Source organism: Streptomyces tailanensis, assembly GCF_008386495.1.
GTDB lineage: Bacteria > Actinomycetota > Actinomycetes > Streptomycetales > Streptomycetaceae > Streptomyces > Streptomyces tailanensis.
The window spans coordinates 34,124-58,806 of the sequence record NZ_VTHJ01000048.1 but is presented as its reverse complement, the minus strand read 5'-3'; the positions used below and the strand labels follow the sequence as shown (position 1 = coordinate 58,806).

Genomic DNA, 24,683 nt, shown 5'->3' with positions numbered 1-24,683 from the left:
CCGGTGGGCGGGGGCTCGATGATTTGCTCGTACGAGCGTATTGCCGCGCGGAAGAGCGGAATATCCCGTCGGTGGTAAACGAGTACCCCGCTACCGGTATATCGGCAGCGGGGTACGAGGCGGTGCGAAGGGGTGAAACGGTTCTGAAGCGAGGGTTGAAGCGGTTCTGAAGCGAGGGTTGAAGCGGTTCTGAAGCGAGGGTTGAAGCGGTTCTGAACTCAGGCGGGCGAACCCAGCAGCGGGGCGGGGGTCAGTCGGGTGGTCAGGACCGGGAGCAGATCGGCGACGCGGTGCGGGCGGTGGGCCGCGATACCGGGCGGGGCCGGCGCCAGTGGGACCAGGAGGTCGGTCGGTGCCGGGTGGCCGGTGGCGCCGTCGGCGGTGTGGTCGGCGTGCAGCCAGAGCGTGAGCATGTACAGCTCGGGCACCGACAACAGGCGTGGCTGGTAGGGCTGTTGCATGGTCTCGGCCTGGCGCAGGGCGCGCTCGGTGGAGGCGATGTACGGACCCTCGAAGAAGTGCGAGAACGCCCATCCGTCGGGGGTCAGCCGGGTCTCGGCGGCGGCCACGGCGCGGCCTTGGCAGTGGATCAGGAAACGCCATCCGGCGAGCCGCGTGGTGCCCGCGCCCTCGGCGGTGATCCGGTCGAGGGCGTGGACGGGCAACGGGAGTTCGGGGGTGGCGGGGCCCCGGGCGCTCTGCAGCGAGGGAGTTCGCGCCTCGCGGACGGCGGTGGGAGAACCGAGTGCCGTGAGGACGGTGCGCAGGGCGGGCGCGGGAGCCGGGGGGACATGCAGCGGCATGGTGGGTCGCCTCTCATTCGACAGGCACGGTGAAGCGAGGGCGGGGGCGGACGGCGCTGTCAGCTCTCGGGGATCGGAGAGACGGATGCCCGGGGTCCGGGTGCGTGGGAAGGTCTGCCGTGCGTGGCCTGACGGCAGGACCGAGGACCGCGATTGCCGACTCTCAGCCTCGTTTGCGGAGTTTATATGATGCGTGTTCTGGTGATGTTTCGTCTAGCCGTCCCGGATATGAACAGCAAGGCGGTATCCGGTCACCGAAACACGCGAATCATCCCGATTCTCTGGGGGTACTCGTCGATGACCTCGCATTACCGTCGCGTAGCGGACGGCCGGTTCTCGTCGGCGCTTTTCACGAAACCGCGTCACACGGAAAGCGCGTTCTGAACCGTGCCGATTCATGCCCCGTGAATGTGCCAGAAGCACGCCGAGTGAATATCGTCGGAGGTGACCGCACACAGCCTAGCGTGCGCAGGTCTTGTGCGGGACGTTATCGGTGGCTCTGCCTGGGCATCATCACCCGTGGACCCGGAACAGCAGTGGCCGGCTCGTCGGCCTGCCCATCCGAGGAGGGACACTTCGATGGGGGAGAAGGTCGTGGCGGGGCCGTTCGGCCTCTCCGACCGTCAGCTCTACCGCGAAAAGCTGCGGCAGTGCCTGGCGGGGCTGGCGCGGCTGCTGGAGGAGAAGCGGTTCGACCGCCCCAAGAATCTCATGGGTGTGGAGATCGAGCTGAACCTCGTCGGGGCCGACGGCCTGCCGAGAATGATGAATGCGCAAGTACTCGAGCGGATAGCGAGCCGAGATTTCCAAACAGAACTCGCCATGTTCAATCTGGAAGTCAACATAGCCCCACACCGGCTGGGCGGCCGGGTATTCGACCAGCTTTCCGAGGAACTGCGTACCTCCCTGGCGTATGCCGACCGGCAGGCGGGCGAGTTGGGCGCGGGAATCGTGATGATCGGGATTCTGCCCACGCTCGACCGTGACGACCTGGTCTCCTCGAACCTCTCCGCCGGGGACCGTTACACACTGCTCAACGATCAGATCGTCGCCGCCCGTGGCGAGGATTTCACCCTGGACATCGAGGGTGTCGAGCGGCTCGTCTGCACCTCGAAGTCGATCGCGCCGGAGGCCGCCTGCACCTCGGTGCAGTTGCACCTCCAGGTCACTCCGGGCCGGTTCGCCGATGTGTGGAACGCGGCGCAGGCGGTCGCCGCGGCGCAGGTCGCCATCGGTGCCAACTCGCCGTTCCTGTTCGGGCGCGAGCTGTGGCAGGAGTCGCGGCCACCGCTGTTCCAGCAGTCCACGGACACCCGGCCGCCCGAGCTCCAGGCCCAGGGCGTGCGGCCGCGCACCTGGTTCGGGGAGCGGTGGATCTCCTCGGCGTACGACCTCTTCGAGGAGAATCTGCGCTTCTTCCCGGCACTGTTGCCCATCTGCGACGACGAGGATCCGCTCGGTGTCCTCGACGCGGGCGGCGCGCCCTCGCTCTCCGAACTCACCCTGCACAACGGCACGGTCTACCGCTGGAACAGGCCCGTGTACGGCATCGCCGACGGGGTCCCGCATCTGCGTGTCGAGAACCGGGTGCTGCCCGCCGGGCCGACCATCACGGACGTGATCGCCAACGCGGCCTTCTACTACGGGGTCGTACGCGCTCTCGCCGAGGAGTCGCGGCCGGTGTGGACCCGGATGCCGTTCGAGGCCGCCGCAGCCAACTTCGACGAGGCGTGCCGGCACGGCATCGAGGCACGGCTGCAGTGGCCGCGGCACGGGCGGTACGGCGGGGTGGGGCCGGTGGACGCGGTGCACCTCGTACGGGACGAACTGTTGCCGCTCGCCGAGGCGGGGCTGGACGCGTGGGGTGTCGAGCCGGTCGACCGGGACTTCTACCTCGGCGTGATCGAGGACCGCTGCCGGCGCCGGGTCAATGGGGCGTCGTGGCAGGTCGAAACGTTCCACCGGGCGCTGGCGAAGGGCCTCGGACGGGATGCCGCGCTGGCCGCCACCACACGCCGGTACTGCGAGCTGACGCACTCCGGGGAGCCGGTGCACACCTGGCCGGTGGGGCTTCCGGAGCCGGTGCCGCTGGGGTGACGGGAGCCTGACGTACGCCGCCGGTGGCGCGCATCGCGGCCGAGGTGAGAGGCCTCGGAGGGACGCCGCCGGAAAGATCCGTAGCGCCGCGGGTGATGATGGTTCCTCGGCGGGACCGGACAACTGGAGGCGTGGGTGCAGGGGCAGGCCGAGTCTGTGGACGGTGCTGTGCCGCGGGAGCGGCCGACCCGACGGATTCTGAGGGACGAGACACTGCTCGTACTGGGGCTGTCGCTCGGTGCGAGCGGGGTGTCCGCGCTGATCAGTTTCATCGGATCGGTCACCAAACCGGGCGGGCTGAAGGACCAGGCGGCCACGATGAACGCCTCGGCCGCGCCGGGCCGGCCGTGGCTCGACCTGGCGTGGCAGCTCTTCGGGATCACGACCGCGCTGGTGCCCGTCGTACTGGTCGCCCACTTGCTGCTGCGCGAGGGCTCGGGGCTGCGCGCACTCGGGTTCGACCGGACGAAGCCGTGGCCCGACCTCGCTCGCGGGGCGGCGATCGCCGCGGTGATCGGCAGCACGGGCATCGCCTTCTACCTGCTGGCCCGCGGGCTCGGGTTCAACCTCACGGTGGTGCCTGAGGCGCTGCCCGAGGTGTGGTGGAAGTACCCGGTGCTGATCCTCTCCGCGATCCAGAACGCGGTCCTCGAAGAGGTGATCGTGGTCGGGTATCTGCTGCGCCGGCTCCAGCAGTTGGGCTGGTCGCCGGGGAGCGCGCTGGCGGCCAGTTCGGTGCTGCGCGGGTCGTACCACCTCTACCAGGGCATCGGCGGGTTCATCGGCAACATGGTGATGGGCGTGGTCTTCGTCTACCTCTACCGGAGGTGGGGGCGAGTGGGCCCGCTCGTGGTGGCCCACTCGCTGCTCGACATCGGGGCGTTCGTGGGATACGCGCTGCTGGCCGGGAAGGTGGGCTGGCTGCCTACGGCGTGAGCAGCTCGCCCTCGATGACCGTGACCGCACGGCCGGACAGCAGGGTGCGGTTGCCGCGCAGCCCGGTGCGGACGAGGCCCGAGCGGCGGGAGGCCTGGAGTCCGGTGAGGTCCGGGCTGCCGAGGCGCTCGGACCAGAACGGGGCGAGAGCGGTGTGGGCGCTGCCCGTGACCGGGTCCTCGTCGATGCCGACGTTCGGGAAGAAGCAGCGGGAGACGTAGTCGTGGCCGGCGGCCGGGTCCGCGGCGCGCGCGGTGGCGATGACGCCGCGCTCGGAGAAGCGGCCGAGGGCTCGGTGGTCGGGGTCGAGGCCGTGGACCGTCTTCTCGTCGGCCAGCTCGATCAGCAGGTCACCTACGTTGGGGCCGGTGTCGAACACGCTGAGCGGCTCGGCGCCCAGGGCCTCGGCGACGCCGTCCGGAATGGGGACCGGGGTGAGGGGAGCGGTCGGGAAGTCGAGGGTGAGGGAGCCGTCCGGCCGGGGCGTGGCGACGAGGACACCGCTGCGCGTGGCGAACCGCACTGGGCCCTTGTGGGCGCCCGTGGTGCTGAGGACGTGCGCGGTGGCCAGCGTGGCGTGGCCGCACATCGCCACCTCGGCGACGGGCGTGAACCAGCGCAGCGCCCAGTCCGCGTCCCCGCTCTCGGGGAGGGGGTGGGCGAACGCGGTCTCGGCGTGGTTGACCTCCATGGCCACGTTCTGCAGCCAGGCGTCGTCGGGGAAGGCGTCGAGGAGGAGGACCCCGGCCGGGTTGCCGGAGAAGGGGCGGTCGGTGAAGGCGTCGACGATACGGATACGCATGGGGCGACGCTAGGCGGGGGGCGAGGGCCGTGGCCAAGGCCAATTCCGGGTGGCTGGACTGGTTTCTCGAAGCCAATCTCCATCTGTCTTGTTGACTCTCGTTCGTGTGGCCGCGCCGTTGCTGCTGCGGCGTGCGCTTTCGCTCGTAAGGGCTGGGCATGTGGCGCCCGAACTCCTCGCAGGTCAGGACGACTTCTTTTGCGGGGCTTGCCACGCGACAGGTACCGATATATCGTTGAAGCATCGCGACAGATCAACGATGGAATGGAGTGATTGCGATGCGTTCCCGTGGACAGGACTTCGGATTCGAGCGTGGACATGGACGCCGTGGTGGGGACCACCCCCGCGGTCGAGGTGACGTAGAGGCGCTGCGCGCCGCCTTCGGGCCCTTCGGGCCGGGCCATGGTGGGCCCGGTGGCTTCGGGCCTTTCGGTCCGGGCCCCTGGGGTGGACGAGGCCGCGGCGGACCCAGGGGAAGGGCGCGGCGAGGTGACGTACGCGCGTCGATCCTGGCCCTCCTCAAGGACAGGCCCATGCACGGCTACGAGATGATCCAGGAGATCGCCGAGCGCAGCGGCGGGACGTGGAAGCCCAGCCCCGGCTCGGTGTACCCCACCCTTCAACTGCTGGAGGACGAGGGGCTGATCGTCAGTGAGACCGAGGGTGGCAAGAAGCTGTTCTCCCTCACCGAGGCCGGTCGCGCCGCGGCCGAGGAGGGTTCCGACGCTCCCTGGGAAGAGGCCTCGCGCGGGGTTGACTGGGAGGCGCTGAGCGAGATCCGGACGGCCGGCTTCGGTCTGATGGAGGCATTCGGTCAGGTCTGGAAGACCGGCAGCAAGGACCAGCGCGACAAGGCGCTGGCGGTGATCAATGAGGCCCGCAAGAAGCTGTACCTGATCCTCGCCGACGAGGACTGATGGTCGGTGGGCGGTAAGCGGTAGAGCGTGGAGTGCCCCGTGGAGTTTCTCCGCGGGGCACTCCCGTGTGTGGTGGCCAAGAGGGTCGTGCGGCCGCCTTACGTCACCAGGGCGCCCAGTTTGCGCAGTGACTCGGCGAGGGCGGCCGTCGCGGAGTCCTTGAGCTTGCTCGCCATCAGGGAGACCGCCGCGCCGGTGAAACGGCCGTCGATGCGGACCGTGGTGGCGTCGCCGTCGGGTGTGAGCGTGTAGCGGGTGGCGAGGTCGACGGCCATCGGGCCCTTGCCGCGGATGGCCAGGACCCGGGCGGGTTCGAGTTCGGCGATGGTCCACTCGACCTCCGCCGGGAAGCCCATGAGCTTCAGGTTCTCCTGGAAGGTGCCGCCCACTTCGAGCGTCTCCGGGCCACCCTTGGGGAAGCCGGTGTGCGTCGTGTTCCACTCGCTGTGCGCGGACCAGTCGACGAGCCGGGCCCAGACCTTCTCGGCGGGAGCCTCGATGTGCGCCTCCGCGCTGACATCGGCCATGCGACAACCCCTTCGACTCGGACGTCTCGGACGGTGGTGTCGCGGAACGTAGCCGCGAGGGCCGGAACATTCAATACTGATGAACCGTCAGGAATGTTCAGAGGAGATCTCATCCGTAGGGAGGAGACGGGGGTCGTACCTGCGCAGCCTGTGGTGGACGTGAAGATGCTTCCTGTCGTGGATGACTCGGCTCGGCGGGACTGATGGGGTGGGGGTGTGCGACCCCGTATCCCCCGGCAGTCGGCCGTAGGCCATGGTCCGAACCACGCGGAGCTCGAGGGCAGGCTCACCGATGAGCTGGCCTCCGTGGTCGCCGGTGCGCGCAGACGGGCGCTGCGGGACGGGGACCGGCAGATCGACACCGCCCATCTGCTGCACACGCTGGTGGAGTCCGACCCCGAGGTGCGCGCGGCCTTCGACGGCCGGCAGGTCGCCCGGCTGCTCGGCTACTTGGTGCAGCGCAGCATCGGCTACGGGCTGCGTTGGCGGATCGGCGTCGAGGGTGCCGGTGCCGTACCGGGGGTCCCCGGCACTCCGGGTTGGTCGCCGGTGGCGGCGCGGGCCATGACCCAGGCGTACGAGCGTGCCGTGCGGCGGGGCGAGGAGCGGGCCCATGGGGTCGACCTGCTCGCCGTGATCGTCGCGGTGCCGGCGTCGCGGGCCGTGGAGGTGCTGAGGAGGACGGGGGCCGACGTGGGGGTGTTGGCGCGGCGGATCGAGCAGATGGGTGAGGTCCGATCAGGGTCGGCGTCGGATCGGGGTTGACGTCCGAGCGGTGAGACAGGAGTGATTGGGGGTGACGCTCCTGTCGGCGCCTGTCATCATGTGCCGGTGCATACGTCTCAGGGCAGTCAGGGGCATCAGGGGAGCCAGGGGTATCAGGGGCGGGGTGTTGGGCTGGGGCTCGCGCTCGGTTCTGCGGTGGCCTTCGGCGGATCGGGTACCGCGGCCAAGCCGCTCATCGAGGCGGGGCTGGACCCCCTCCATGTGGTGTGGCTGAGGGTCGCGGGCGCGGCGCTGGTGATGCTGCCGCTGGCCGTGCGCCACCGGGAGTTGGTACGTCGGAGGCCCGCGCTGCTCGCCGGGTTCGGGCTGTTGGCCGTGGCCGGTGTCCAGGCCTTCTACTTCGCCTCGATCGCCCGCATACCCGTCGGGGTCGCCCTGCTCGTCGAGTACCTCGCGCCGGCGCTCGTGCTCGGCTGGGTGCGGTTCGTACAGCGGAGGCCGGTGACGAGGGCTGCCGCCGTCGGGGTCGTTCTCGCGGTCGGCGGCCTCGCCTGTGTCGTTGAGGTGTGGTCGGGGCTGAGCTTCGATGCGCTGGGGTTGCTGCTCGCGCTGGGGGCGGCCTGCTGTCAGGTCGGGTACTTCGTGCTCTCCGACCAGGGGAGCGAGGCGGGGGAGGCGGCGCCGGATCCGCTCGGGGTGATCGCGTACGGGCTGCTCGTGGGGGCGGCCGTGCTCACCGTTGTCGCCCGGCCGTGGGGTATGGAGTGGGCGGTGCTGGGTGGCACCGTGCGGATGGATGGGGCACCGGTTGCCGCGTGGTTGTTGCTCGCGTGGGTCGTGTTGATCGCCACGGTGCTGGCGTATGTCACCGGGGTGGTGGCTGTGCGGCGGTTGTCTCCGCAGGTGGCGGGGGTGGTGGCGTGTCTTGAGGCGGTCGTCGCGACGGTGCTGGCGTGGGTGTTGCTGGGGGAGAGTTTGTCGGCGCCGCAGGTTGTGGGTGGGGTGGTTGTGTTGGTGGGGGCGGTTGTCGCGCAGCGGTCCGGGGAGGGGGCGGGGGTGGTCGCTTCCGGTGGGGATGGGGTTGAGCGGGAGTTGGTGGTGAGGGATAGCCGGTGAGCGCCGTGGGGGCTTCGGGGGTTGGCGGGGTGCGGGTTGTCTGTGGTCGCTCGCGCAGTTCCCCGCGCCCCTTGAGCGGCGCGTCAGCGGGCCGGTGGGGAGAAGGTTCGCCCCCGAGAGGCTATCCTCAGCTTGCCGGTGGCCAGATGCCCCGTCTGCTCAGCTGATGCTGTCGCGCTGCCTCGTCGTGGGGGCCTCCTCGTGTCGCCAGGTTGGTCACGATGCGGTTCTGGACCTCTTCCGGGCGGTGGGTCGCGTACTTGAACTTGGCGCGTACGGCTGTGACTTCGAGGCGGAGGCCGCGCAGGCCCGGCAGCATGCGGTCGTACGGGGTGTCGTCGGTCGTGACCGGTGCGGAGCCGCCCTGCGGCTGGAAGTGGGTCAGTTGGCGGTTGAGGACGGTGGCCTTTTCTGTGGGGTCGTCCACGATGTGGGCTGTGCAGTGGAGTTGGACCGCCGCGTAGAAGCTGGTCGGGACGCCGTGTTCGGGTGGGGTGTCCGGAGGGGCCTGCCAGGGGCCGGGGACGTAGACGTAGTCGTCGACGATGCTCAGGACGACATGGGGGGCGGCTTCCAGGGCGGGCCACATGGGGTTGGGGCGGGCCAGGTGGGTCAGGGCCGTGCCGTGCTCGCCGTCGTCGGGGTCGTAGACGAAGTGCAGGGGCTGGACGTACGGCGGGTCGCCGGGCAGGCCGTTGACGGCCAGTTGGCCGAAGTCGTGGGTGGTGAGCCAGTGTTGCCATTCGGTGTCGTCGCGTGGGGCGTCCCAGGGGTGTATCAGCATCACAAGGTCTTGAGGTAGTCGGGGAGTTCGGTGCCGGGGGCCAGGGACGGGTCGGGGATCGGGGTGTCGTAGCCCTTCCGGAGGGGGACGACGCCGGCCCAGTGGGGGAGGGTGAGGTCCTCGGGCTCGTCGTTGACGCCGCCGGTGCGGGTCTTGGCGGAGACCTCGTTCAGGTCGAGCCGGATCACGGCGGTGGCGGCGAACTCCTTGGCGTTGGCGGGCCGGGAGTCCCGCGAGCGGCCCGGGACGACGTGGTCCACGAGGGCGTCGAGGGCGATCCGCCGCTCCTCGGGGTCGGTGACCTGGTGGGCGGCGCCGTGCACGACCACCGAGCGGTAGTTGATCGAGTGGTGGAAGCCCGAGCGGGCCAGGATCAGGGCGTCCACGTGCGTGACCGTGAGGCACACCGGGAGGCCCGGATCAGCCTGGCCCGTCATCCGCAGCGGGCGTGAGCCCGTCGAGCCGTGCACGTAGAGCGTCTCGCCGACCCGTCCGTACAGCGTGGGCAGTACCACCGGGGCGCCGTCACGGACGAAGCCGAGGTGGCAGACGTACCCCTCGTCGAGTATCGCGTGCACCAACTCCTTGTCGTACGAGGCCTTCTGCGCGGACCGGGTGGGGACGGTGCGTTCGGTGGGGGTGTAGGCGGCGGGCGGCGTCGGCTGCTGCGTCCCCTGCATCGCGATCTCCTGCATTGCTGGCTCCTGCGTCTACTTGCGGTCTCTATTGCGCTAGTACATAATCTGCTTTGTGCTAGGAGGATACGTGATCACGGGTCGGCGCGCAGCTGAGATTGCGGCGAGCGTCGAGCGTGCGGTGGGCGCGGGGGAGTTGGAACCGGGGCAACTGCTGCCTCCCATGCGCGAGTTGGCGGATCGCCTCGGGGTGAATCCGAATACCGTCGCGGCCGCCTATCGCACGCTGCGCGAGCGCGGGGTCATCGAGACCGCCGGGCGGCGCGGGAGTCGGGTGCGGCACAGGCCCGCCACCACGGGGCGCGAGTACATCAGGGTGGACGTGCCGGAGGGGGTGCGTGACCTCGCCGACGGCAATCCGGATGTGGCGTTGCTGCCCCCTCTCGCGGAGGTGTTCGCGGCCGCCGCCGAGCAGGGCGACCGAGAGCCGGTGCTGTACGGGGCGGGGCCCGTGGAGCCCGAGTTGGCACGGAGCGCGCGGGCCGACCTCGACGCCGACGGGATGCCGGACGGGCCCATCGCCGTCACCTCCGGGTCGCTCGACGCCATTGAGCGGGTGCTCGCCGTGCATCTGAAGCCCGGGGACGCCGTCGCGGTCGAGGATCCCGGGTGGGGAAGCGTGCTCGACCTCGTGCCCGCGCTCGGGCTGCGCGTCGTCCCGGTCGGCGTCGACGACGAAGGGCCGCTCCCCGGCGACGTACGACGGGCTCTGGAGGGCGGGGCGCGTGCCCTCGTCGTCACCGACCGGGCGCAGAACCCGACCGGAGCGGCCGTGAGCGCCGCACGCGCGCGTGCCCTGCGGTCCGCGCTCCGGGAACACCCCGAGACCCTGCTCATCGAGGACGACCACGGCTATCGGATCGTCGACCAGGCCCTTCATCCGCTGGCCGGGGTCACGCACCACTGGGCGTTCGTGCGGTCGGTCGCCAAGGCGTACGGCCCTGATCTGCGACTCGCGGTGCTCACCGGGGACGCCGCCACCGTCGACCGGGTGCGGGGACGGCAGCGGCTTGGGCCGGGCTGGGTGAGCCGGCTGGTGCAGCGGGCCGTCGTGCGGCTGTGGGCCGGCGGGGCGGTGGACGCGCGGGCCGTGGCGGCGGCGTACGGCAGACGGCGGGACGCACTGATCGGCGCGCTCGCGCGGCGGGGGGTCGAGGCGCGCGGGGTCAGCGGGATGAACGTGTGGATCCGGGTCCCGGACGAGACCGGCGCGGTCGCCCGGCTGCTGCACGCCGGCTGGGCCGTGGCGCCGGGCGCACGCTTCCGGATGAACGCCCCGCAAGGCATCCGGATCACGATCTCCACGCTCACTGATGAGGAGATCGGGCGGGTGGCGGATGCGGTCGCCTCGGCGATCGGGTCGGTGTCGGGCGACGGGGACAGGTACGCATGACGGGCTGCAGCTGGGTGCGGGCGGCTGCGGCACGTGGTACCCGCGAGCGGGCGGCTGCGGCACGTGGTACCCGCGAGCGGGCGGCTGTCAGGGGCTGCGTCAGGTGCGCGGCCTCGCCTGGGTGAGGGCCGCGCCCGCCAGGACGATGGTCGCGCCGACCGGTGTCGACCAGGTCAGGGATTCGCCGAGGAGGGCGACGCCTGCGGCCGTGGCGATCACCGGGATGAAGTATGTGACCATCTGGGCCGTCGTCGGGCCGATCTCGGAGACGAGGCCGTACTGGACGAGCATGGCGACGCCCGTGCCGAGGGCGCCCAGGGCGATGATCGCCAGGAGTGGCAGGATCGGGAAGCTGCTCGGCAGGGTGGTGAACAGTGGGGTGATGAAGGCGAGTTGGGCGGTGGCCAGCAGGAGTTGGGCGCCGGTGAGGGAGAGGTGCGAGTGGGCGCTGCCGGCCAGGGTGCGGCGGACGTAGATCCAGCCGATCGGGTAGCTGAGCGAGGCGAGGAGGGCCATCGCGGTGCCCCTGGCGTCCAGGCCGCTGAAGCCCTGCCAGGCACCGAGGACCGTGAGGACGCCGAGGAAGCCGAGGCCCAGACCGGCGACCCGCACCCTCGTCGGGCGGTCCTCGGAGAGAGCCACCAGGGACAGGGCCATGCCCCACAGGGGCGAGGTCGCGTTGCAGATGCCCGCGAGTGTGGACGGGATCGTCAGCTCGGAGTAGGCGAAGAGGGAGAACGGCAGTGCGTTGAGGAGGAGGGCCGCGACCGCGAGATGGCCCCAGGTGCGGGCGCCGCGCGGCAGCCGCTCCCGCTTGACCGCCATCACCGCCGCGAGCACCAGCGTGCCGAACAGTAGCCGCCCGAAGGTGACCTGGAAGGGCGCGTAGGCCTCCGTACCCACCTTGATCAGGAGAAAGCTGAAGCCCCAGATGAGGGAAAGGAAGGCGAAGCGCAGTCGCCAGTCGACGGTGGCGCGGCGGCGTTCGGGGGCGCGGGCGGGGGCGCGGGTGGGGGCCATGGCGGTCATGCACGCAACGATGCTCCCGAACAATCCTGTAGCACAAGCGAGATTTGGTGAGCTGAATCTCGTAGCATTGCTTACATGTTGAATCTGGAGCGCCTGCGTACCCTCGACGCCCTCGCCCGGCACGGCTCGGTCAGCGGGGCGGCCGAAGGGCTGCATGTGACGACCTCGGCCGTCTCTCAGCAGATGACCAAGCTGGAGCGGGAGGTGGGGCAACAGCTCCTCGCCAAGAACGGGCGGGGCGTGCGCCTCACCGACGCGGGGCGGCTGCTCGCCGACCACGCCGCGCGGATCCTGTCCCAGGTCGAGCTGGCCCAGGCGGACCTGGAGGCACAGCGAGGGCAGGTCGTCGGCGAGCTGCGGCTGGCGGCGTTCCCGACCGCCGTACGAGGGCTGCTTCCGGCGGTCTTCCGTGCGCTGCGGGACGACCATCCGGCGCTGCGCGTGCGGTCGCGGGAGCTGGAGCCAGAGCTCGCCATCGGCGCGGTGATCCGGGGCGACGCGGATCTGGCCGTGGTGCTCGACTGGTACAACAAGCCGCTGCCCGTGCCCGAAGGGCTCGCCCGGGCCTCGATCCTCGACGACCCGGTGGAGGTCGCGCTGCCCGAGGACCACCCGCTGGCCGGCCGGGACGAGATCGACCTGGAGGAGTTGGCGGACGAGGCGTGGGTCGCCTGGCCCGAGGGCGAGTTCTGCCACGAGTGGCTGCTCTACACGCTGCGCGCCAACGGCATAGAGCCCCACATCGCCCACCGGGCCGGTGAACACCACACCCAACTCGCCCTGGTCGCCGCCGGGTTGGGTGTGTGCATCGCACCGCGGCTGGGCCGCGACCCGATGCCGGCCGGGGTGCGGACCGTGCCGGTGCGGCACCGGGTCCACCGGAGCGTCTACGCGGTGTGGCGCGGGGACGCCGACCGGCGGCCGTCGATCAGGGCGGCGGTGGAGGCGCTCAAGGCGGCTGGGACGGCGTGCGGACCGTAGCGTCGGCGGGCCCCGCGCCGACGGCACACTCGTACAGGTCATCCATACAGGTCACCGAAGGGGCACTGACCCCACCAGCTTGCGAAAGTCCCAGGAGGTGATCGCGTCCGGCTTCAGGCGCAGCCAGGCGTGCCTGCCGTCGTGCGGCATTTCGTCGAGGCCGAAGTTCTTGCGGGCGAACAGTCGCTCCACCTCGACGAGTTCGGGGTTCGGCTCGCCCGTGCGGGGCACCTCCCCGACCACCTCGACGGTGCCGGACAGCTCGACGCCGCACAACTCGCCGTACTCCTCGCCGGCGTCGACCACGACGGCGACGCGCGGATCGCGGCGCAGGGCCGCCCAGCGCTTGCTTCGGGTGATCGAGTACAGCCACAGCGAGGTGCCGTCCCACATGAACCAGAGCGGGCTGACGTGCGGGGCTCCGTCGGCCGAGACCGTCCCGACCCGGCAGGTCCGCTGCGCGCCCAGGAACTCGTCCAGCTCACCGGGCTCCATCATGATCTTCCGGCCCCGGCGCTGAGTGACGGCCATGGCTGCTCTCCCTCGGCTGACTAGACGTCAGAAGAGCATCGGTTGCCTTCCGTTGATGCGCAAGGGGAGTTACGCTCCCCGGCCCGACCGCCGGCGACAAGGGGACGCCATGCCGTCACGTGAGAGTGGGGCGAGCGAGGGGAAGAGGCTTCGGGAGTTGGGCGAGCTGCTCGATCCCGTCGTCGCCGTGCTGCTCACCGTCGAGTGTCAGCAGGGTGTCGTCGGGCCGGGCAGTGCGCTGCCCGAACTCGCGGAGGAGGTGCGCTCCTCGGGGGTGCTCGGGAATGTGGCGCGGCTGGTCGCCGCCGCGCACGAGAGCGGGGTCCAGGTCGTCCACGCCGTCGCCGAGCGGCGGCCCGACGGGCGCGGTGCCAACCGCAACGCCCGCCTGTTCCGCGCTGCCGAACGGCTTCCCATACGGCAGTTGACGGGCACCGACGCCGTACGCGTCGCGCCGCCCATCGAGGTCGCCGAGGCGGATCTGGTCGTACGGCGGCTGCACGGGCTGTCCCCGCTGGCGGGCACCGATGTCGACGCGCTGCTGCGCAACCTCGGCTGCCGCACCCTCATCGTCACCGGTGTCTCGGCCAACGTGGCCGTCCCGAACGCGGTGTTCGACGCGGTGAACCTCGGCTACACCGTCGTCGTGCCCGGGGACGCCATCGCGGGGGTGCCTGCCGACTACACCCCCGCGATGATCCGCCACACCCTCGCGTTGGTCGCCACGGTCGCGACCACGGACGAGGTGCTGGGCTGTCTCGGACGGCCCCGGCGGAGTTGAGTACCTGGTGAACGTCAGGCCAGCATGATCGACTCTCCGCTGACGCTGATTTCCTTGGCGGGCAGGGCCTTGGTCGCCGGGCCGCTCTCCACGCTGCCGTCGGTGATGGAGAAGTTGCTGTTGTGACAGGGGCAGTTGATCACGCCGTCGGCGATCGACTTCACGGCGCAGCCCTTGTGGGTGCAGGTCGAGGAGAACGCCTTGTAGGTGCCGGCCGCCGGCTGGGTGACGACCACGCCCTCGCTCTCGAAGATCTTGCCGCCGCCCTCGGGGATGTCGGAGGTCCTGGCGAGTTCGGTGCCACCGCCCGAGCCGGCGCTGTCACCACCGCTCGCGCTGCCGCTGCTCGTGGAGCTGTCGTCCTGGGCGCCGGCCGAGGCCGACGAACTCGACGAGTCGTCGCTCGACCCGCACGCGGTCAGCGCGACGGCGAGGCCCGCCACGCCGGCCGCCGACATGACGGTGCGGCGGCCGGGAATCGACGCGGGTTTCATCGTTTCGCTGGTCATGCTGACGGTTCCTTCCGAGATGGCTTTGCACGTTCGCCCATGGATACGACGGGGCAGTGCTTGAACGTTCAGACAGGGACCACATCCTGGTCCCTCCGGGGTGAGAACGGCGTGAACCAGAGCTGTCGTTCACCTGTCGATCGGCGGCCCCGACCCGACGGGTCGATCCGACGGGTCGCCCCACGGGGGCCCACACCACCACCAGTAACCTGGGACGATGCTCAAAGAAGTCAGCGCGACCCGGTACATCGCGCCGTTGCGAGAGGGCGGTTCGCTCCCCGGGCTCGTCGAGGCCGACGACCGCGGAATGTACGTCCTGAAGTTCACCGGCGCGGGACAGGGCCGCAAGACGCTGGTCGCGGAGGTCGTCTGCGGTGAGCTGGCCCGGCGGCTCGGGCTGCGCGTCCCCGGCCTCGTGACCGTCGACCTCGACCCCGTCCTCGGCCTCGGCGAGCCCGACGAGCAGGTCCAGGAGCTGCTCAAGTCCAGCGGCGGCACCAACCTCGGCATGGACTTCCTGACCCGGGCGATCGGCTTCGACCCGCTCGCCTTCACGGTGAGCCCCGAGGAGGCCGGGCGGATCGTCTGGTTCGACGCGCTGATCAACAACGTCGACCGCTCCTGGCGCAACCCCAACATGCTGATGTGGCACGGCGAGCTGTGGCTGATCGACCACGGCGCCACCATGATCTGGCACCACCACTGGCCCGGCGCCCGCACCTCCGCCGCCAAACCGTACGACGCCTCCGACCACGCCCTCGCCCGCTTCGGCCCCGATGTCGCGGCGGCCGCCGCCGAGCTCGCGCCCCTGGTCACCGAGGACCTGCTCGCCGAGGTCACCGCCGAGATCCCGGACGTGTGGCTGGCCGGCGAGCCCGGCTTCGACACGCCGGACGCGCTGCGGCGGGCGTACGCGGAGCCGCTGCTCGCGCGGGCCACCGGCATTCACGAACGCATCGAGGGGATCAAGTGAGCGACCGATTCCTGGCGACCGGGGCGACCGGGCAGGACGTCTACGAGTACGCGCTGCTGCGGGTCGTACCGCGCATCGAGCGCGGCGAGTGCTTCAACGCGGGCGTCCTCGTCTACAGCCGCTCCCGGGCCCTCGTGGCCGCCCGTACGCACCTGGACGAGGCCAGGCTGCTCGCCCTGGACCCCGGGGCGGACGTGGCGGGCGTACGGGCCGCGCTGCGCGCCGTGGAGGGCGTGTGCGCCGGGGGTGAGGCCGCGGGGCAGGCCGCCCGCGACGACGCCGGGCGGCGGTTCCGCTGGCTCGTCGCGCCCCGTTCCACGGTCGTGCAGGCGGGACCCGTGCACACTGGGCTCACCGCGGACCCGGCGGCGGAGGCCGCGCGGCTGCTCGATCTGCTGGTCAAGTAAGGCCCCGGCGAGGACGCGGTAAGGGATCACACCTGGTGGAGCGTTGACACCGGGTGCCAGGACTTCTAGCGTCACGTGTGCTGAAGGTACTAAGCGGTCGCTCACCCGATGGGCGGCCGCCGGAGCCGCATCCCAAAGGGCGAGGAGAACCAGCAATGTCCACCACTGAGCAGCGTGTCGCCGTGGTCACGGGTGCCGCGCGTGGCATCGGCGCCGCGACCGCCGTACGACTGGCCGCCGAGGGGCGTGCCGTCGCGGTGATCGACCTCGACGAGGCCGCGTGCAAGGACACCGTGGAGAAGATCACCGCCGCCGGCGGCAAGGCGCTCGCGGTCGGCTGCGACGTCTCCGACGAGGCCCAGGTCGAGGCCGCCGTCACCCGTATCGCCGAGGAGCTGGGCGCGCCGACCATCCTCGTGAACAACGCGGGCGTGCTCCGCGACAACCTGCTGTTCAAGATGAGCGCGTCCGACTGGGACACGGTCATGAACGTGCACCTGCGCGGCGCGTTCCTCATGTCGAAGGCCTGTCAGAAGTACATGGTGGACGCCAAGTTCGGCCGGATCGTCAACCTGTCCTCGTCCTCGGCGCTCGGCAACCGCGGTCAGGTCAACTACTCCGCCGCCAAGGCCGGTCTGCAGGGCTTCACCAAGACCCTCGCCATCGAGCTCGGCAAGTTCGGCGTCACCGCCAACGCCGTCGCGCCCGGCTTCATCGTCACCGACATGACCGCCGCCACCGCCGCCCGCGTCGGCATGGACTTCGAGGACTTCCAGGCCGCGGCCGCCACCCAGATCCCCGTCCAGCGCGTCGGCAGGCCGGAGGACATCGCCGGAGCCATCGCCTACTTCACGGGCGAGGACGCCGGGTTCGTCTCCGGCCAGGTGCTGTACGTCGCCGGCGGACCGCTCAACTAAAGGATCGGGAACATGACTTCGGTGGAACTCCCCGAGCTCTCGGGCAAGGTCGCCCTCATCACCGGCGCCAGCCGCGGCATCGGCTACGGCATCGCCGAGGCCCTCGTCGCGCGCGGCGACCGGGTGTGCATCACGGGCCGGGGCGAGGACGCCCTCAAGGAGGCCGTCGAGAAGCTCGGCGCCGACCGCGTCATCGGTGTGGCGGGCAAGGCCCACGACGAGGCCCACCAGGCGCTCGCCGTCGAGCGCACCATGGAGGCCTTCGGCCGCGTCGACTTCCTGGTCAACAACGCCGGTACGAACCCGGTGTTCGGCCCGATCGCCGACATGGACCTCAACGTGGCGCGCAAGGTGTTCGAGACCAATGTCCTCTCGGCCCTCGGCTTCGCCCAGAAGACCTGGCACGCCTGGCAGAAGGACAACGGCGGCGCGATCGTCAACATCGCCTCCGTCGCCGGGGTCTCGGCCTCGCCGTTCATCGCCGCGTACGGCATCAGCAAGGCCGCCATGATCAATTTGACCGTGCAGCTGGCGCACGAGTTCTCGCCCAAGGTGCGGGCCAACGCCATCGCGCCCGCCGTGGTGAAGACCAAGTTCGCCCAGGCCCTGTACGAGGGCCGGGAGGCCGAGGCCGCCGCGTCCTACCCGCTCGGCCGGCTCGGTGTGCCCTCCGACATCGGCGGCGCCGCCGCGTTCCTCACCTCCGAGCAGTCCGACTGGATCACCGGTCAGACGCTTGTGGTGGACGGCGGCATCTTCCTCAACGCCGGGGTCGGCTGACCCGTCGCGGTCGGGCACCGATGGGTGTTTCACCAGATGCCACCGGTGCCCGGCCTTGACCCTCACACCAGCTCGACGAGGCCGTCACAAACGGAGCGGCCAAGAGCACTGTCAGCCGGGCGGGAGCGACGGGCGGGGCCTGCGGTATCGTTCGGCCACTTGCGTACGGCATTTCGAGGAGCATGCACGTGTTCAACCGGAACCGATTCCTGCCGCCTCTCGCGGCGATCGCGTCCATATCCATGGTGGCCGGGTGTGGTGTGTTCTCCTCGGACGCCTCCGAAGACGCGGATCCGATCGTCGTGGGCACCACCAGCCCACCCAGCACCCTGGACCCGGCCGCCGCCTGGGACAGCTCCTGGGAGCTGATGCGCAACGTCTATCAGCCCCTCCTGAACTACTCGCCCGGCGGTACCGAGCCCGAGCCCGACGCCGCCGAGAGCTGCGAGTTCACCGACAGCAACAGCACGACGTACAGCTGCACGCTGCGTGAGGGCCTGAAGTTCTCCAACGGACACGCGCTGGACGCCAAGGCCGTCAAGCACTCGTTCGACCGGATCAAGAAGATCAACGTCAACGGCGGCCCCGCGGGTCTGCTGGGCACGCTCTCCCGGGTGCAGGCGAAGGGTGACCGCGAGGTCGTCTTCCACCTCAGCCAGCCCGACGCCACCTTCCCCCTCGTGCTCACCACGCCCGCCATGTCGATCGTGGACCCCGAGGAGTACCCCGCGGACAAGCTCCGCGAGGACGGGAAGATCATCGGCTCCGGGCCGTACAACCTGGCCTCCTTCGAGGAGGGCGAGGCGGCCGAGCTCACCACCAACGAGAGCTACCAGGGCATAGCGGACGTCAAGAACAGCGGCATCACCATCCGCTACTTCGCGGACTCGGCCGGGGTGGTCAAGGCCCTGAAGTCCAAGGAGATCGACGTCATCTACCGAGGTCTCGGCGCCTCGGACATCGTTGACATCGAGGCCAACCACGACGAACAGGGCCTCCAGATCGTCGAGAACCCCACCACGGAGATCAGCTACCTGGTCTTCAACCCCAAGGACACCTGGGCCAAGAACCCCGCCGTCCGCAAGGCGGTCGCCCAGGTCCTCGACCGCCCGGCGCTCGCGCACAACATCTACAAGGACACCGTCGAGCCGCTGTACTCCATGATCCCCAGGGGTCTGGTGGGGCACACGACGGGCTTCTTCGACGACTACGGCAACCCGAGCGCCACCAAGGCCAAGAAGATCCTCACGGAAGCGGGCATCACCGAGCGCGTCCCGCTGACGCTCTGGTACACGACCGACCGCTACGGCTCCCAGACCAAGCCGGCCTTCGAGGAGCTCAAGCGCCAGCTCGAGTCCTCCGGCCTGTTCACGATCACGCTGAAGAGCCGCCCCTGGAAGACCTATTCGGAGGGATACCAGAAGGGCGAGTACCCGGTGTTCGGTCGCGGCTGGAACCCCGACTTCAACGACGCCGACAACTTCATCGCGCCCTTCGTGGGCGAGCAGAATGCGCTCGGCACCCCGTACGACGCGCCCGAGATCACCGACGAGCTGATTCCGCGGTCACGCGCGGAGAGCGACCGCGGGGCCGTGTCCGAGGAGTTCGAGAAGGCCCAGCAGATCCTCGTGGACGACGCGCGGCTGATTCCGCTGTGGCAGGGCAAGGCGTACACGGCCGCGAACGAGGAGATCGCCGGTCTGGAGAACGTCATCGACCCGGCGACGATGATGATGATGTGGCAGCTGTCCTGGAAGACCAGCTGGTAGTTCCGGGGGCCGGGCGCGATTGTCAGTGGGCGCCTGTAGGTTCTGTGCTCTGACGGCGGCCGCGCCTCACGTGGCCGCCCATGGCCGTGACTTCTGCGCGGCCGTGAAGTGAGCGCACACCGGAGGAAGTTGACGTGACCGACATCGCCATGCTGCCCGAGTCCTGGCGCGGGGTCCTGGGGGACGAGCTGCAGCAGCCCTACTTCAAGGAACTCACCGAGTTCGTCGAGGAGGAGCGTGCCAAGGGTCCCGTCTACCCTCCGCGCGAGGAGGTCTTCGCCGCCCTCGACGCCACGCCGTACGAGAACGTCAAGGTGCTGATCCTCGGCCAGGACCCGTACCACGGCGAGGGCCAGGGCCACGGCCTGTGCTTCTCCGTGCGGCCGGGGGTCAAGACCCCGCCCTCGCTGCGGAACATCTACAAGGAGATGCAGGCGGAGCTGGGCACCCCGATCCCGGACAACGGCTATCTCATGCCGTGGGCCGAGCAGGGCGTGCTGCTCCTCAACGCGGTCCTCACGGTCCGCTCCGGCGAGGCCAACTCGCACAAGGGCAAGGGTTGGGAGAAGTTCACCGACGCAGTGATCCGCGCGGTGGCCGATCGCCCCGACCCGGCCGTCTTCGTGCTGTGGGGCAACTACGCGCAGAAGAAGCTCCCGCTGATCGACGAGGAGCGCCATGTCGTCGTGAAGGGCGCCCACCCCTCGCCGCTGTCCGCCAAGAAGTTCTTCGGCTCCCGCCCGTTCACGCAGATCAACGAGGCCGTCGCCCAGCAGGGCCACGAGCCGATCGACTGGACGATCCCGAACCTCGGCTGACCTGCCGCCCGTCCGCCCTGCTCTGTCCACCTGTCGTACGGCCGCCGGGGCGCCCCCGCGGCCGTACGGAGCCGCCTGACGGGGATTGTCAGTGCCTGCCGTTAGCGTCGGGACGGACAGGTGGGACAGGGGCGACGAGTGTGGAGGGACGCGGTGGTGGAGCGACAGGAGCAGGCGGCGCCGGACGCCATGATGACCCGGATCGGGCAGGTCGTCATGCTGCACCACGGCGGTGACCGCGAGGAGGCCCGGGACCGTTTCCTGAAGCTGTGGGCGGAGATCGGCGAGGACGGGGACCCGCTCCACCGCTGCACGCTGGCGCACTACATGGCGGACACCCAGGACGACCCGAACGACGAACTGGCCTGGGACCTCAGGGCGTTGTCGGCGGCCGACGAGCTGACCGACGGGCGGGTGGCGGAGCATCACCAGGGGCTCGCGGTCCGTGGCTTCTACCCCTCGCTGCATCTGAACCTCGCCGCCGACTACGCCAAGCTCGGCCGCCACGACGCCGCCCGCAGCCATCTGCGCCTGGCCAAGGGCACGATCGGGGCGCTGGGCGACGACGGTTACGGCGACGGCATCCGGTCCGCCCTCGCCCGTCTGGAGGCCCAGCTCGACGCGGAGGGTTCCGTCGGAGGGGAGACGCCGGGGCCGCCGAGACAGCGGCCCTAGCGAGGTCACCTGGCGGGGCGAGGCGGGGTGTCGGGCAAGGGCGGGGCCGGGGGCCTCAAGGGCCGTAGACGTCCTTGCAGATGACCGCCTGCGGGGTGTCCTTGCCCCAGCCGCCGTACTTGTGGCCGAGGGCGCAGACGTGCTCGCTCTTCGGCGGCTCTGTCGGGATGCCCTTGGGGCCGTGGGGTACGCGGGGGAGCTCGACGCGGGGCTGGGTCTTCGGTGGCTTGTGCTGCTTCGGAGGGGCGGGCCGTTCGGCCCGGGGTGGGGGAGCGGTGGGTGTTGGGGGCACGGCGGTGGGCCTTGATGTGGGCGGCTCGGGTGCCACGGACGCGCTCGGCGTCGGCCGGCGGGGCGGGCCGATCAGCTCCAGGGCCTCCCGCGCCGGCGCCTGCACGATCTGGGTCTCGGTCGTGCCGTCCGGGCGGGGCTGGGACGGCTGGGACGGCTGGGACGGGACGGGCGGTAAGGCGGGCGGGTTTTGCGTGGTCACGCAGCCGGTGAGGGCCGAGACGGCCACGGTGACCAGGAGCGTTGCGGTGGTGGTCGGTCGATGCACGCGCGCAACTCTCCTGTGTCCGGGCCGCTTTGGGGAGGGAACGGGCGAAGGATGCCCCCACATGGGTGACGTCCGGCTCCGACTGCGGTGCGGCGTGCGGTAATGGGCGGTTCCGTCCCACTGCCCCGTCTCAGTACCCGACGGCCCCGTCGATCCGCTCCCTGAGCAGGTCGGCGTGCCCGTTGTGCCGTGCGTACTCCTCGAGCATGTGGGTGTAGATCCAGCGCAGGCTGGGGGACTGACCGGAGCGCCTGTGCACGGCTTTGCTGGTCTCGTCCAGGGCGAAGCGCGCCGCGTTGCGCCGGGCGACCGCGATCTCGGCCTGCCAGGTGCCGTGCGCCTCCTCCCAGGTGTCCTGCTCGGTGAGGTGGAACTCCCCGTCCGGGTCCTCGTCGCTGAAGTAGATCGGCCCCTGGTCGTCGTCCACCAGCACCTTGCGGAACCAGATGCGCTCCACCTCGGCCATGTGCCGTACGAGACCCATCAGGGACAGCTCCGAGGGCGGCACCGAGGCCGTCCTCAAGCGGTCGTCGTCCAGGCCCGCGCACTTGAGCGCGAGGGTCTCGCGGTGGTAGTCGAGCCAGCCTTCGAGCATGGCCCGTTCGCCGGCGGTGACGGAGGGTTCGGTGCGCTGCGTGGTCATGCCCGCATCTTCGCTCACCGGGTGCCTGCGCGACCATGCATATCCTGGGGTCTCGGCACACCGCGGACGGGAGATCCCCTGTGAAGGTCGGCTGCATCGGACTCGGCGACATCGCGCGCAAGGCCTATCTGCCCGTGCTCGGCACCCAGCCCGGGGTCGAACTGCATGTGCAGACGCGGACACCCGCGACGCTCACCCGGGTCGCCGACAGCCTCCATCTCCCGCCCGGCCAACGGCACGCCGACCTCGACGCGCTGCTCGCCCAGGAGCTCGACGCGGCCTTCGTGCACGCACCGACCGGGGCCCACCCCGAGATCGTCGCCCGGCTCCTTGAGGCGGGCGTGCCGACGTACGTCGACAAGCCGCTCGCGTACGAACTCGCCGACTCCGCACGGCTGGTGCGGTTCGCGGAGGAGCGGAACGTGGGCCTCGCGGTCGGCTTCAACCGCAGGTACGCGCCCGGGTACACACAGTGCGCCGACCATCCGCGTGAGCTGGTCCTGATGCAGAAGAACCGCATCGGCCTGCCCGAGCGGCCGCGCACGATGATCCTGGACGACTTCATCCATGTCGTCGACACCCTTCGGTTCCTGGTGCCGGGGCCGGTCGAGGACATGACCGTGCGCGCCCGCACCGAGAACGGGCTGCTGCACCATGTCGTGCTGCAGTTGTCCGGGGACGGGTTCACCGCGCTGGGCGTCATGAACCGGCTCAGCGGCTCGGCGGAGGAGATCCTGGAGGTCTCCGGGCAGGACACCAAACGGCAGGTGGTCAACCTCGCCGAGGTCATCGACCACAAGGGGCAGCCGTCGATAAGGCGGCGCGGCGACTGGGTGCCGGTGGCCCGGCAGCGCGGTATCGAGCAGGCCGTGCTCGCCTTCCTCGACGCCGTGCGCGCGGGCAAGGTGCTCAGCGCACGGGACGCGCTGGCGACTCACGAGATGTGCGAGCGGGTGGTGCGGGCGGTGGAGGACCGGTCCGCCCCCGGCCGAGCCTGACCCGTACCGCCCGTACCGCCCGTACGCCGTCGGAGGCGCCCCACGCCACCAGCATCAGCAGCGCCGCGTAGACCGGCCAGTCGCCGAATCGCACGTACGGCGTCGTACTGTCGGCCAGCGGGACCTCGTACACCGCCGTCGTGCTCTCGCTCGTGGCGAGCCAGGAGCCGACGCGGTCACCGCTCGGGTCGTACACGGCGGAAACCCCGGTGAGTGTCGCGTGCACCATCGGGCGGCCGGTCTCGGCGGCCCGCAGCGCGGCCAGCGAAGCGTGCTGCTCCGGCGCCCAGCTCTGTTGGAACGTCGAGGTCGCCGACTGGGCGAGCAGCAACTCGGCGCCGTCCTCGGCGAGATGGCGGCTCATGTCGGGGAACGCGCTCTCGAAGCAGACCATGGGGCCGACGAGCAGTCCGCCGCCGGTGTCCATGACCACCTGCCCGCTGCCGCGCCTGCGGTCCTCACCGGCCGCCTCACCGACCGAGGTGGCCCAGCCGAGCAGGGAGCGCGCCGGTATGTACTCGCCGAAGGGGACCAGCCGCATCTTGTCGTAGCGGGCGCCGGTCGGGCCGTCGGGGCCGACGAGCACCGAGCTCTTGTAGATGCCGGGGCGGTCGGAGCGGCGGGCGTCGACATTGACGAGGATGTTCGAGTCCGTCTCGCGGGAGAGTGCGGCGATGCGGTCGGCGAGGTCGGGCCGCTCGGCGAGGTCGTAGCCGACACTGCTCTCGCCCCACACGATGAGGTCCAGGTCCTGACCGGCGAGTTGGCGGGTGAGGGCCTCCTCGCGGGCGAACCGGTTGTCGGGGCCCTTGGTCACGCCCGGCTGCACGACGGCGATCCGTGCCAGGCCGTCCTCGTCGGGACGCGGCGACCACATCCAGGCGGCCGAGGTCGCGATCACCGCCGTGACCAGGCCGGCGACCGCCGGGATGCGGGCGGGCCGTATCGCGACCAGTACGGTGACCGCGACGTTCACGGCCACCACCAGGAAGCTGATCAGCCAGACCCCGCCCAGCGAGGCCAGCCGCAGCGCGGGTTCCACCTGCCACTGGCTGGACCCCAGCAGACCCCACGGCCCGCCGAGCCCCTGCCAGGAACGGACGAGTTCGATCACCAGCCAGCCCGACGGCAGGACCAGCAGCGCGGCGGCCACCCGCCGGGCCGTGGGTTCCCCGGCCAGGAGACGGCGCACCAGCCAGGCCCAGGGCGTCCAGAGCACGCCGAGCAGGGCGGCCAGGACGAAGGTGAACACATGCAGGTTCGGCAGCAGCCAGTGATGCATGGCCAGCATGAACCCGAAGCCGCCCAGCCAGCCGTCGTACACCGCCCGCCGACCGGTCGGCGCCGTGCGGACGATCAGCATCCAGGGCACCAGGGCCACGTACGCGAACCACCACAGGGACGGCTCCGGGAAGGCGAGCACGGGCAGCGCGCCGGCCACGGCGACGGCGAGACGGCGCCGCCATGGGGAGGCGAGCCAGTCGGGCGTCTTCATACAGCGCCTCCCTCCCCGGTGG

The 24,683-nt window shown here is 70.6% G+C and carries 27 protein-coding genes; 16 read left to right on the top strand and 11 right to left on the bottom strand.

Annotation, left to right across the window (positions count from 1 at the left end; genetic code table 11):
* Nucleotides 1–218: 218 nt before the first annotated feature.
* Nucleotides 219–803 (bottom strand): hypothetical protein, encoded by a 585-nt coding sequence (locus tag F3T56_RS32110; RefSeq protein ID WP_149828862.1) that lies wholly within the window; start codon nucleotides 801–803, stop codon nucleotides 219–221.
* 579 nt (nucleotides 804–1,382) lie between these two features.
* Between F3T56_RS32110 and F3T56_RS32105 the strand changes: the two genes are divergently transcribed.
* Together F3T56_RS32105 and F3T56_RS32100 are read left to right on the top strand one after the other, a co-directional pair.
* On the top strand, nucleotides 1,383–2,900 hold the full coding sequence (locus tag F3T56_RS32105) for a glutamate-cysteine ligase family protein (RefSeq protein WP_149828861.1): 1,518 nt from the start codon (nucleotides 1,383–1,385) through the stop codon (nucleotides 2,898–2,900).
* Between the two features lie 135 nt (nucleotides 2,901–3,035).
* Complete coding sequence (locus F3T56_RS32100) at nucleotides 3,036–3,836, top strand: CPBP family intramembrane glutamic endopeptidase (protein WP_149828860.1); 801 nt, start codon at nucleotides 3,036–3,038, stop codon at nucleotides 3,834–3,836.
* Here the strand turns inward: F3T56_RS32100 and F3T56_RS32095 are convergent.
* Nucleotides 3,826–4,638 (bottom strand): PhzF family phenazine biosynthesis protein, encoded by an 813-nt coding sequence (locus F3T56_RS32095; protein WP_149828859.1) that lies wholly within the window; start codon nucleotides 4,636–4,638, stop codon nucleotides 3,826–3,828. The two genes, F3T56_RS32100 and F3T56_RS32095, sit on opposite strands and share 11 nt — an antisense overlap.
* A gap of 278 nt (nucleotides 4,639–4,916) precedes the next feature.
* On the opposite strand from F3T56_RS32095, the gene F3T56_RS32090 reads away from it, so the two are divergent.
* Complete coding sequence (locus tag F3T56_RS32090) at nucleotides 4,917–5,555, top strand: PadR family transcriptional regulator (protein ID WP_149828858.1); 639 nt, start codon at nucleotides 4,917–4,919, stop codon at nucleotides 5,553–5,555.
* A 98-nt stretch (nucleotides 5,556–5,653) separates the two neighbouring features.
* Here F3T56_RS32090 and F3T56_RS32085 read toward each other — a convergent pair whose 3' ends face one another.
* Nucleotides 5,654–6,082, bottom strand: coding sequence for a type II toxin-antitoxin system Rv0910 family toxin (locus tag F3T56_RS32085; protein ID WP_149828857.1), 429 nt, complete (start codon nucleotides 6,080–6,082; stop codon nucleotides 5,654–5,656).
* Nucleotides 6,083–6,298: 216 nt separating this feature from the next.
* Between F3T56_RS32085 and F3T56_RS32080 the strand changes: the two genes are divergently transcribed.
* The gene (locus F3T56_RS32080; protein ID WP_149828856.1) at nucleotides 6,299–6,847 is read left to right on the top strand and encodes a Clp protease N-terminal domain-containing protein; all 549 of its coding nucleotides are present in this window, start codon (nucleotides 6,299–6,301) and stop codon (nucleotides 6,845–6,847) included.
* 60 nt (nucleotides 6,848–6,907) lie between these two features.
* Nucleotides 6,908–7,924 (top strand): EamA family transporter, encoded by a 1,017-nt coding sequence (locus F3T56_RS32075; RefSeq protein WP_149828855.1) that lies wholly within the window; start codon nucleotides 6,908–6,910, stop codon nucleotides 7,922–7,924.
* A 127-nt stretch (nucleotides 7,925–8,051) separates the two neighbouring features.
* Here the strand turns inward: F3T56_RS32075 and F3T56_RS32070 are convergent, their stop codons facing one another.
* Together F3T56_RS32070 and F3T56_RS32065 are read right to left on the bottom strand one after the other, a co-directional pair.
* The gene (locus tag F3T56_RS32070) at nucleotides 8,052–8,708 is read right to left on the bottom strand and encodes an FMN-binding negative transcriptional regulator (protein ID WP_149828854.1); all 657 of its coding nucleotides are present in this window, start codon (nucleotides 8,706–8,708) and stop codon (nucleotides 8,052–8,054) included.
* On the bottom strand, nucleotides 8,708–9,388 hold the full coding sequence (locus tag F3T56_RS32065) for a pyridoxamine 5'-phosphate oxidase family protein (RefSeq protein ID WP_149828881.1): 681 nt from the start codon (nucleotides 9,386–9,388) through the stop codon (nucleotides 8,708–8,710). Before F3T56_RS32065 ends, F3T56_RS32070 begins: the two co-directional genes overlap by 1 nt.
* 70 nt (nucleotides 9,389–9,458) lie before the next feature.
* Between F3T56_RS32065 and F3T56_RS32060 the strand changes: the two genes are divergently transcribed.
* Nucleotides 9,459–10,796 carry an aminotransferase class I/II-fold pyridoxal phosphate-dependent enzyme gene (locus tag F3T56_RS32060; RefSeq protein WP_149828853.1) on the top strand — a complete coding sequence of 446 codons (1,338 nt, stop codon included), beginning with the start codon at nucleotides 9,459–9,461 and terminating at the stop codon, nucleotides 10,794–10,796.
* Nucleotides 10,797–10,895: 99 nt separating this feature from the next.
* Here the strand turns inward: F3T56_RS32060 and F3T56_RS32055 are convergent, their stop codons facing one another.
* Nucleotides 10,896–11,825, bottom strand: coding sequence for a DMT family transporter (locus tag F3T56_RS32055; RefSeq protein ID WP_149828852.1), 930 nt, complete (start codon nucleotides 11,823–11,825; stop codon nucleotides 10,896–10,898).
* Between the two features lie 75 nt (nucleotides 11,826–11,900).
* Here F3T56_RS32055 and F3T56_RS32050 point away from each other — a divergent pair, with 75 nt between their 5' ends.
* Nucleotides 11,901–12,806: a LysR family transcriptional regulator gene (locus F3T56_RS32050; RefSeq protein ID WP_149828851.1), complete on the top strand. Its 906-nt coding sequence runs from the start codon at nucleotides 11,901–11,903 to the stop codon at nucleotides 12,804–12,806.
* Between the two features lie 51 nt (nucleotides 12,807–12,857).
* Here F3T56_RS32050 and F3T56_RS32045 read toward each other — a convergent pair whose 3' ends face one another.
* A complete protein-coding gene (locus tag F3T56_RS32045; protein ID WP_149828850.1) occupies nucleotides 12,858–13,337 on the bottom strand; it encodes a pyridoxamine 5'-phosphate oxidase family protein in 480 nt (159 codons plus the stop codon).
* Nucleotides 13,338–13,446: 109 nt separating this feature from the next.
* Between F3T56_RS32045 and F3T56_RS32040 the strand changes: the two genes are divergently transcribed.
* Nucleotides 13,447–14,118, top strand: coding sequence for a cysteine hydrolase family protein (locus F3T56_RS32040; RefSeq protein WP_149828849.1), 672 nt, complete (start codon nucleotides 13,447–13,449; stop codon nucleotides 14,116–14,118).
* Between the two features lie 14 nt (nucleotides 14,119–14,132).
* On the opposite strand, the gene F3T56_RS32035 is transcribed toward F3T56_RS32040, so the two are convergent.
* Nucleotides 14,133–14,627, bottom strand: a complete 495-nt coding sequence (locus tag F3T56_RS32035) for a Rieske (2Fe-2S) protein (protein ID WP_149828848.1) — start codon at nucleotides 14,625–14,627, stop codon at nucleotides 14,133–14,135.
* A gap of 217 nt (nucleotides 14,628–14,844) precedes the next feature.
* On the opposite strand from F3T56_RS32035, the gene F3T56_RS32030 reads away from it, so the two are divergent.
* The 7 genes from F3T56_RS32030 (at nucleotide 14,845) to F3T56_RS32000 (ending at nucleotide 20,966) form a co-directional block, all read left to right on the top strand.
* The gene (locus F3T56_RS32030; RefSeq protein ID WP_149828847.1) at nucleotides 14,845–15,600 is read left to right on the top strand and encodes a HipA family kinase; all 756 of its coding nucleotides are present in this window, start codon (nucleotides 14,845–14,847) and stop codon (nucleotides 15,598–15,600) included.
* A complete protein-coding gene (locus F3T56_RS32025) occupies nucleotides 15,597–16,007 on the top strand; it encodes a DUF3037 domain-containing protein (RefSeq protein ID WP_149828846.1) in 411 nt (136 codons plus the stop codon). Before F3T56_RS32030 ends, F3T56_RS32025 begins: the two co-directional genes overlap by 4 nt.
* Nucleotides 16,008–16,162: 155 nt before the next feature.
* Entirely contained in the window at nucleotides 16,163–16,924 is a 762-nt protein-coding gene (gene fabG / locus F3T56_RS32020; protein WP_149828845.1) for a 3-oxoacyl-ACP reductase FabG, read from the top strand.
* A gap of 12 nt (nucleotides 16,925–16,936) precedes the next feature.
* Complete coding sequence (locus tag F3T56_RS32015) at nucleotides 16,937–17,704, top strand: SDR family oxidoreductase (protein ID WP_149828844.1); 768 nt, start codon at nucleotides 16,937–16,939, stop codon at nucleotides 17,702–17,704.
* 188 nt (nucleotides 17,705–17,892) lie between these two features.
* The gene (locus F3T56_RS32010; protein ID WP_149828843.1) at nucleotides 17,893–19,473 is read left to right on the top strand and encodes an ABC transporter substrate-binding protein; all 1,581 of its coding nucleotides are present in this window, start codon (nucleotides 17,893–17,895) and stop codon (nucleotides 19,471–19,473) included.
* 134 nt (nucleotides 19,474–19,607) lie between these two features.
* A complete protein-coding gene (locus F3T56_RS32005; protein ID WP_149828842.1) occupies nucleotides 19,608–20,291 on the top strand; it encodes a uracil-DNA glycosylase in 684 nt (227 codons plus the stop codon).
* Nucleotides 20,292–20,444: 153 nt separating this feature from the next.
* Complete coding sequence (locus tag F3T56_RS32000) at nucleotides 20,445–20,966, top strand: tetratricopeptide repeat protein (protein ID WP_149828841.1); 522 nt, start codon at nucleotides 20,445–20,447, stop codon at nucleotides 20,964–20,966.
* Between the two features lie 55 nt (nucleotides 20,967–21,021).
* Here F3T56_RS32000 and F3T56_RS31995 read toward each other — a convergent pair whose 3' ends face one another.
* A complete protein-coding gene (locus F3T56_RS31995) occupies nucleotides 21,022–21,525 on the bottom strand; it encodes a hypothetical protein (RefSeq protein WP_149828840.1) in 504 nt (167 codons plus the stop codon).
* A 130-nt stretch (nucleotides 21,526–21,655) separates the two neighbouring features.
* Nucleotides 21,656–22,168: a DinB family protein gene (locus F3T56_RS31990; protein WP_149828839.1), complete on the bottom strand. Its 513-nt coding sequence runs from the start codon at nucleotides 22,166–22,168 to the stop codon at nucleotides 21,656–21,658.
* Between the two features lie 80 nt (nucleotides 22,169–22,248).
* Here F3T56_RS31990 and F3T56_RS31985 point away from each other — a divergent pair, with 80 nt between their 5' ends.
* On the top strand, nucleotides 22,249–23,166 hold the full coding sequence (locus F3T56_RS31985; RefSeq protein WP_149828838.1) for a Gfo/Idh/MocA family protein: 918 nt from the start codon (nucleotides 22,249–22,251) through the stop codon (nucleotides 23,164–23,166).
* Here the strand turns inward: F3T56_RS31985 and lnt are convergent.
* Complete coding sequence (lnt, locus tag F3T56_RS31980) at nucleotides 23,078–24,661, bottom strand: apolipoprotein N-acyltransferase (protein WP_149828837.1); 1,584 nt, start codon at nucleotides 24,659–24,661, stop codon at nucleotides 23,078–23,080. The genes F3T56_RS31985 and lnt overlap by 89 nt on opposite strands.
* Nucleotides 24,662–24,683: the final 22 nt, after the last annotated feature.

Bases quoted from the DNA above. Each gene is read 5' to 3' on its own strand.
- F3T56_RS32030 (WP_149828847.1), top strand. From the start codon at position 14,845: ATGCTCAAAGAAGTCAGCGCGACCCGGTACATCGCGCCGTTGCGAGAG.
- F3T56_RS32085 (WP_149828857.1), bottom strand. From the start codon at position 6,082: ATGGCCGATGTCAGCGCGGAGGCGCACATCGAGGCTCCCGCCGAGAAG.
- F3T56_RS32015 (WP_149828844.1), top strand. From the start codon at position 16,937: ATGACTTCGGTGGAACTCCCCGAGCTCTCGGGCAAGGTCGCCCTCATC.
- F3T56_RS32045 (WP_149828850.1), bottom strand. From the start codon at position 13,337: ATGGCCGTCACTCAGCGCCGGGGCCGGAAGATCATGATGGAGCCCGGT.
- F3T56_RS32095 (WP_149828859.1), bottom strand. From the start codon at position 4,638: ATGCGTATCCGTATCGTCGACGCCTTCACCGACCGCCCCTTCTCCGGC.
- F3T56_RS32105 (WP_149828861.1), top strand. From the start codon at position 1,383: ATGGGGGAGAAGGTCGTGGCGGGGCCGTTCGGCCTCTCCGACCGTCAG.
- F3T56_RS32055 (WP_149828852.1), bottom strand. From the start codon at position 11,825: ATGACCGCCATGGCCCCCACCCGCGCCCCCGCCCGCGCCCCCGAACGC.
- F3T56_RS32065 (WP_149828881.1), bottom strand. From the start codon at position 9,388: ATGCAGGGGACGCAGCAGCCGACGCCGCCCGCCGCCTACACCCCCACC.
- F3T56_RS32050 (WP_149828851.1), top strand. From the start codon at position 11,901: ATGTTGAATCTGGAGCGCCTGCGTACCCTCGACGCCCTCGCCCGGCAC.
- F3T56_RS32040 (WP_149828849.1), top strand. From the start codon at position 13,447: ATGCCGTCACGTGAGAGTGGGGCGAGCGAGGGGAAGAGGCTTCGGGAG.
- fabG (WP_149828845.1), top strand. From the start codon at position 16,163: ATGTCCACCACTGAGCAGCGTGTCGCCGTGGTCACGGGTGCCGCGCGT.
- F3T56_RS32035 (WP_149828848.1), bottom strand. From the start codon at position 14,627: ATGACCAGCGAAACGATGAAACCCGCGTCGATTCCCGGCCGCCGCACC.
- lnt (WP_149828837.1), bottom strand. From the start codon at position 24,661: ATGAAGACGCCCGACTGGCTCGCCTCCCCATGGCGGCGCCGTCTCGCC.
- F3T56_RS32110 (WP_149828862.1), bottom strand. From the start codon at position 803: ATGCCGCTGCATGTCCCCCCGGCTCCCGCGCCCGCCCTGCGCACCGTC.
- F3T56_RS32070 (WP_149828854.1), bottom strand. From the start codon at position 8,708: ATGCTGATACACCCCTGGGACGCCCCACGCGACGACACCGAATGGCAA.
- F3T56_RS32090 (WP_149828858.1), top strand. From the start codon at position 4,917: ATGCGTTCCCGTGGACAGGACTTCGGATTCGAGCGTGGACATGGACGC.
- F3T56_RS31990 (WP_149828839.1), bottom strand. From the start codon at position 22,168: ATGACCACGCAGCGCACCGAACCCTCCGTCACCGCCGGCGAACGGGCC.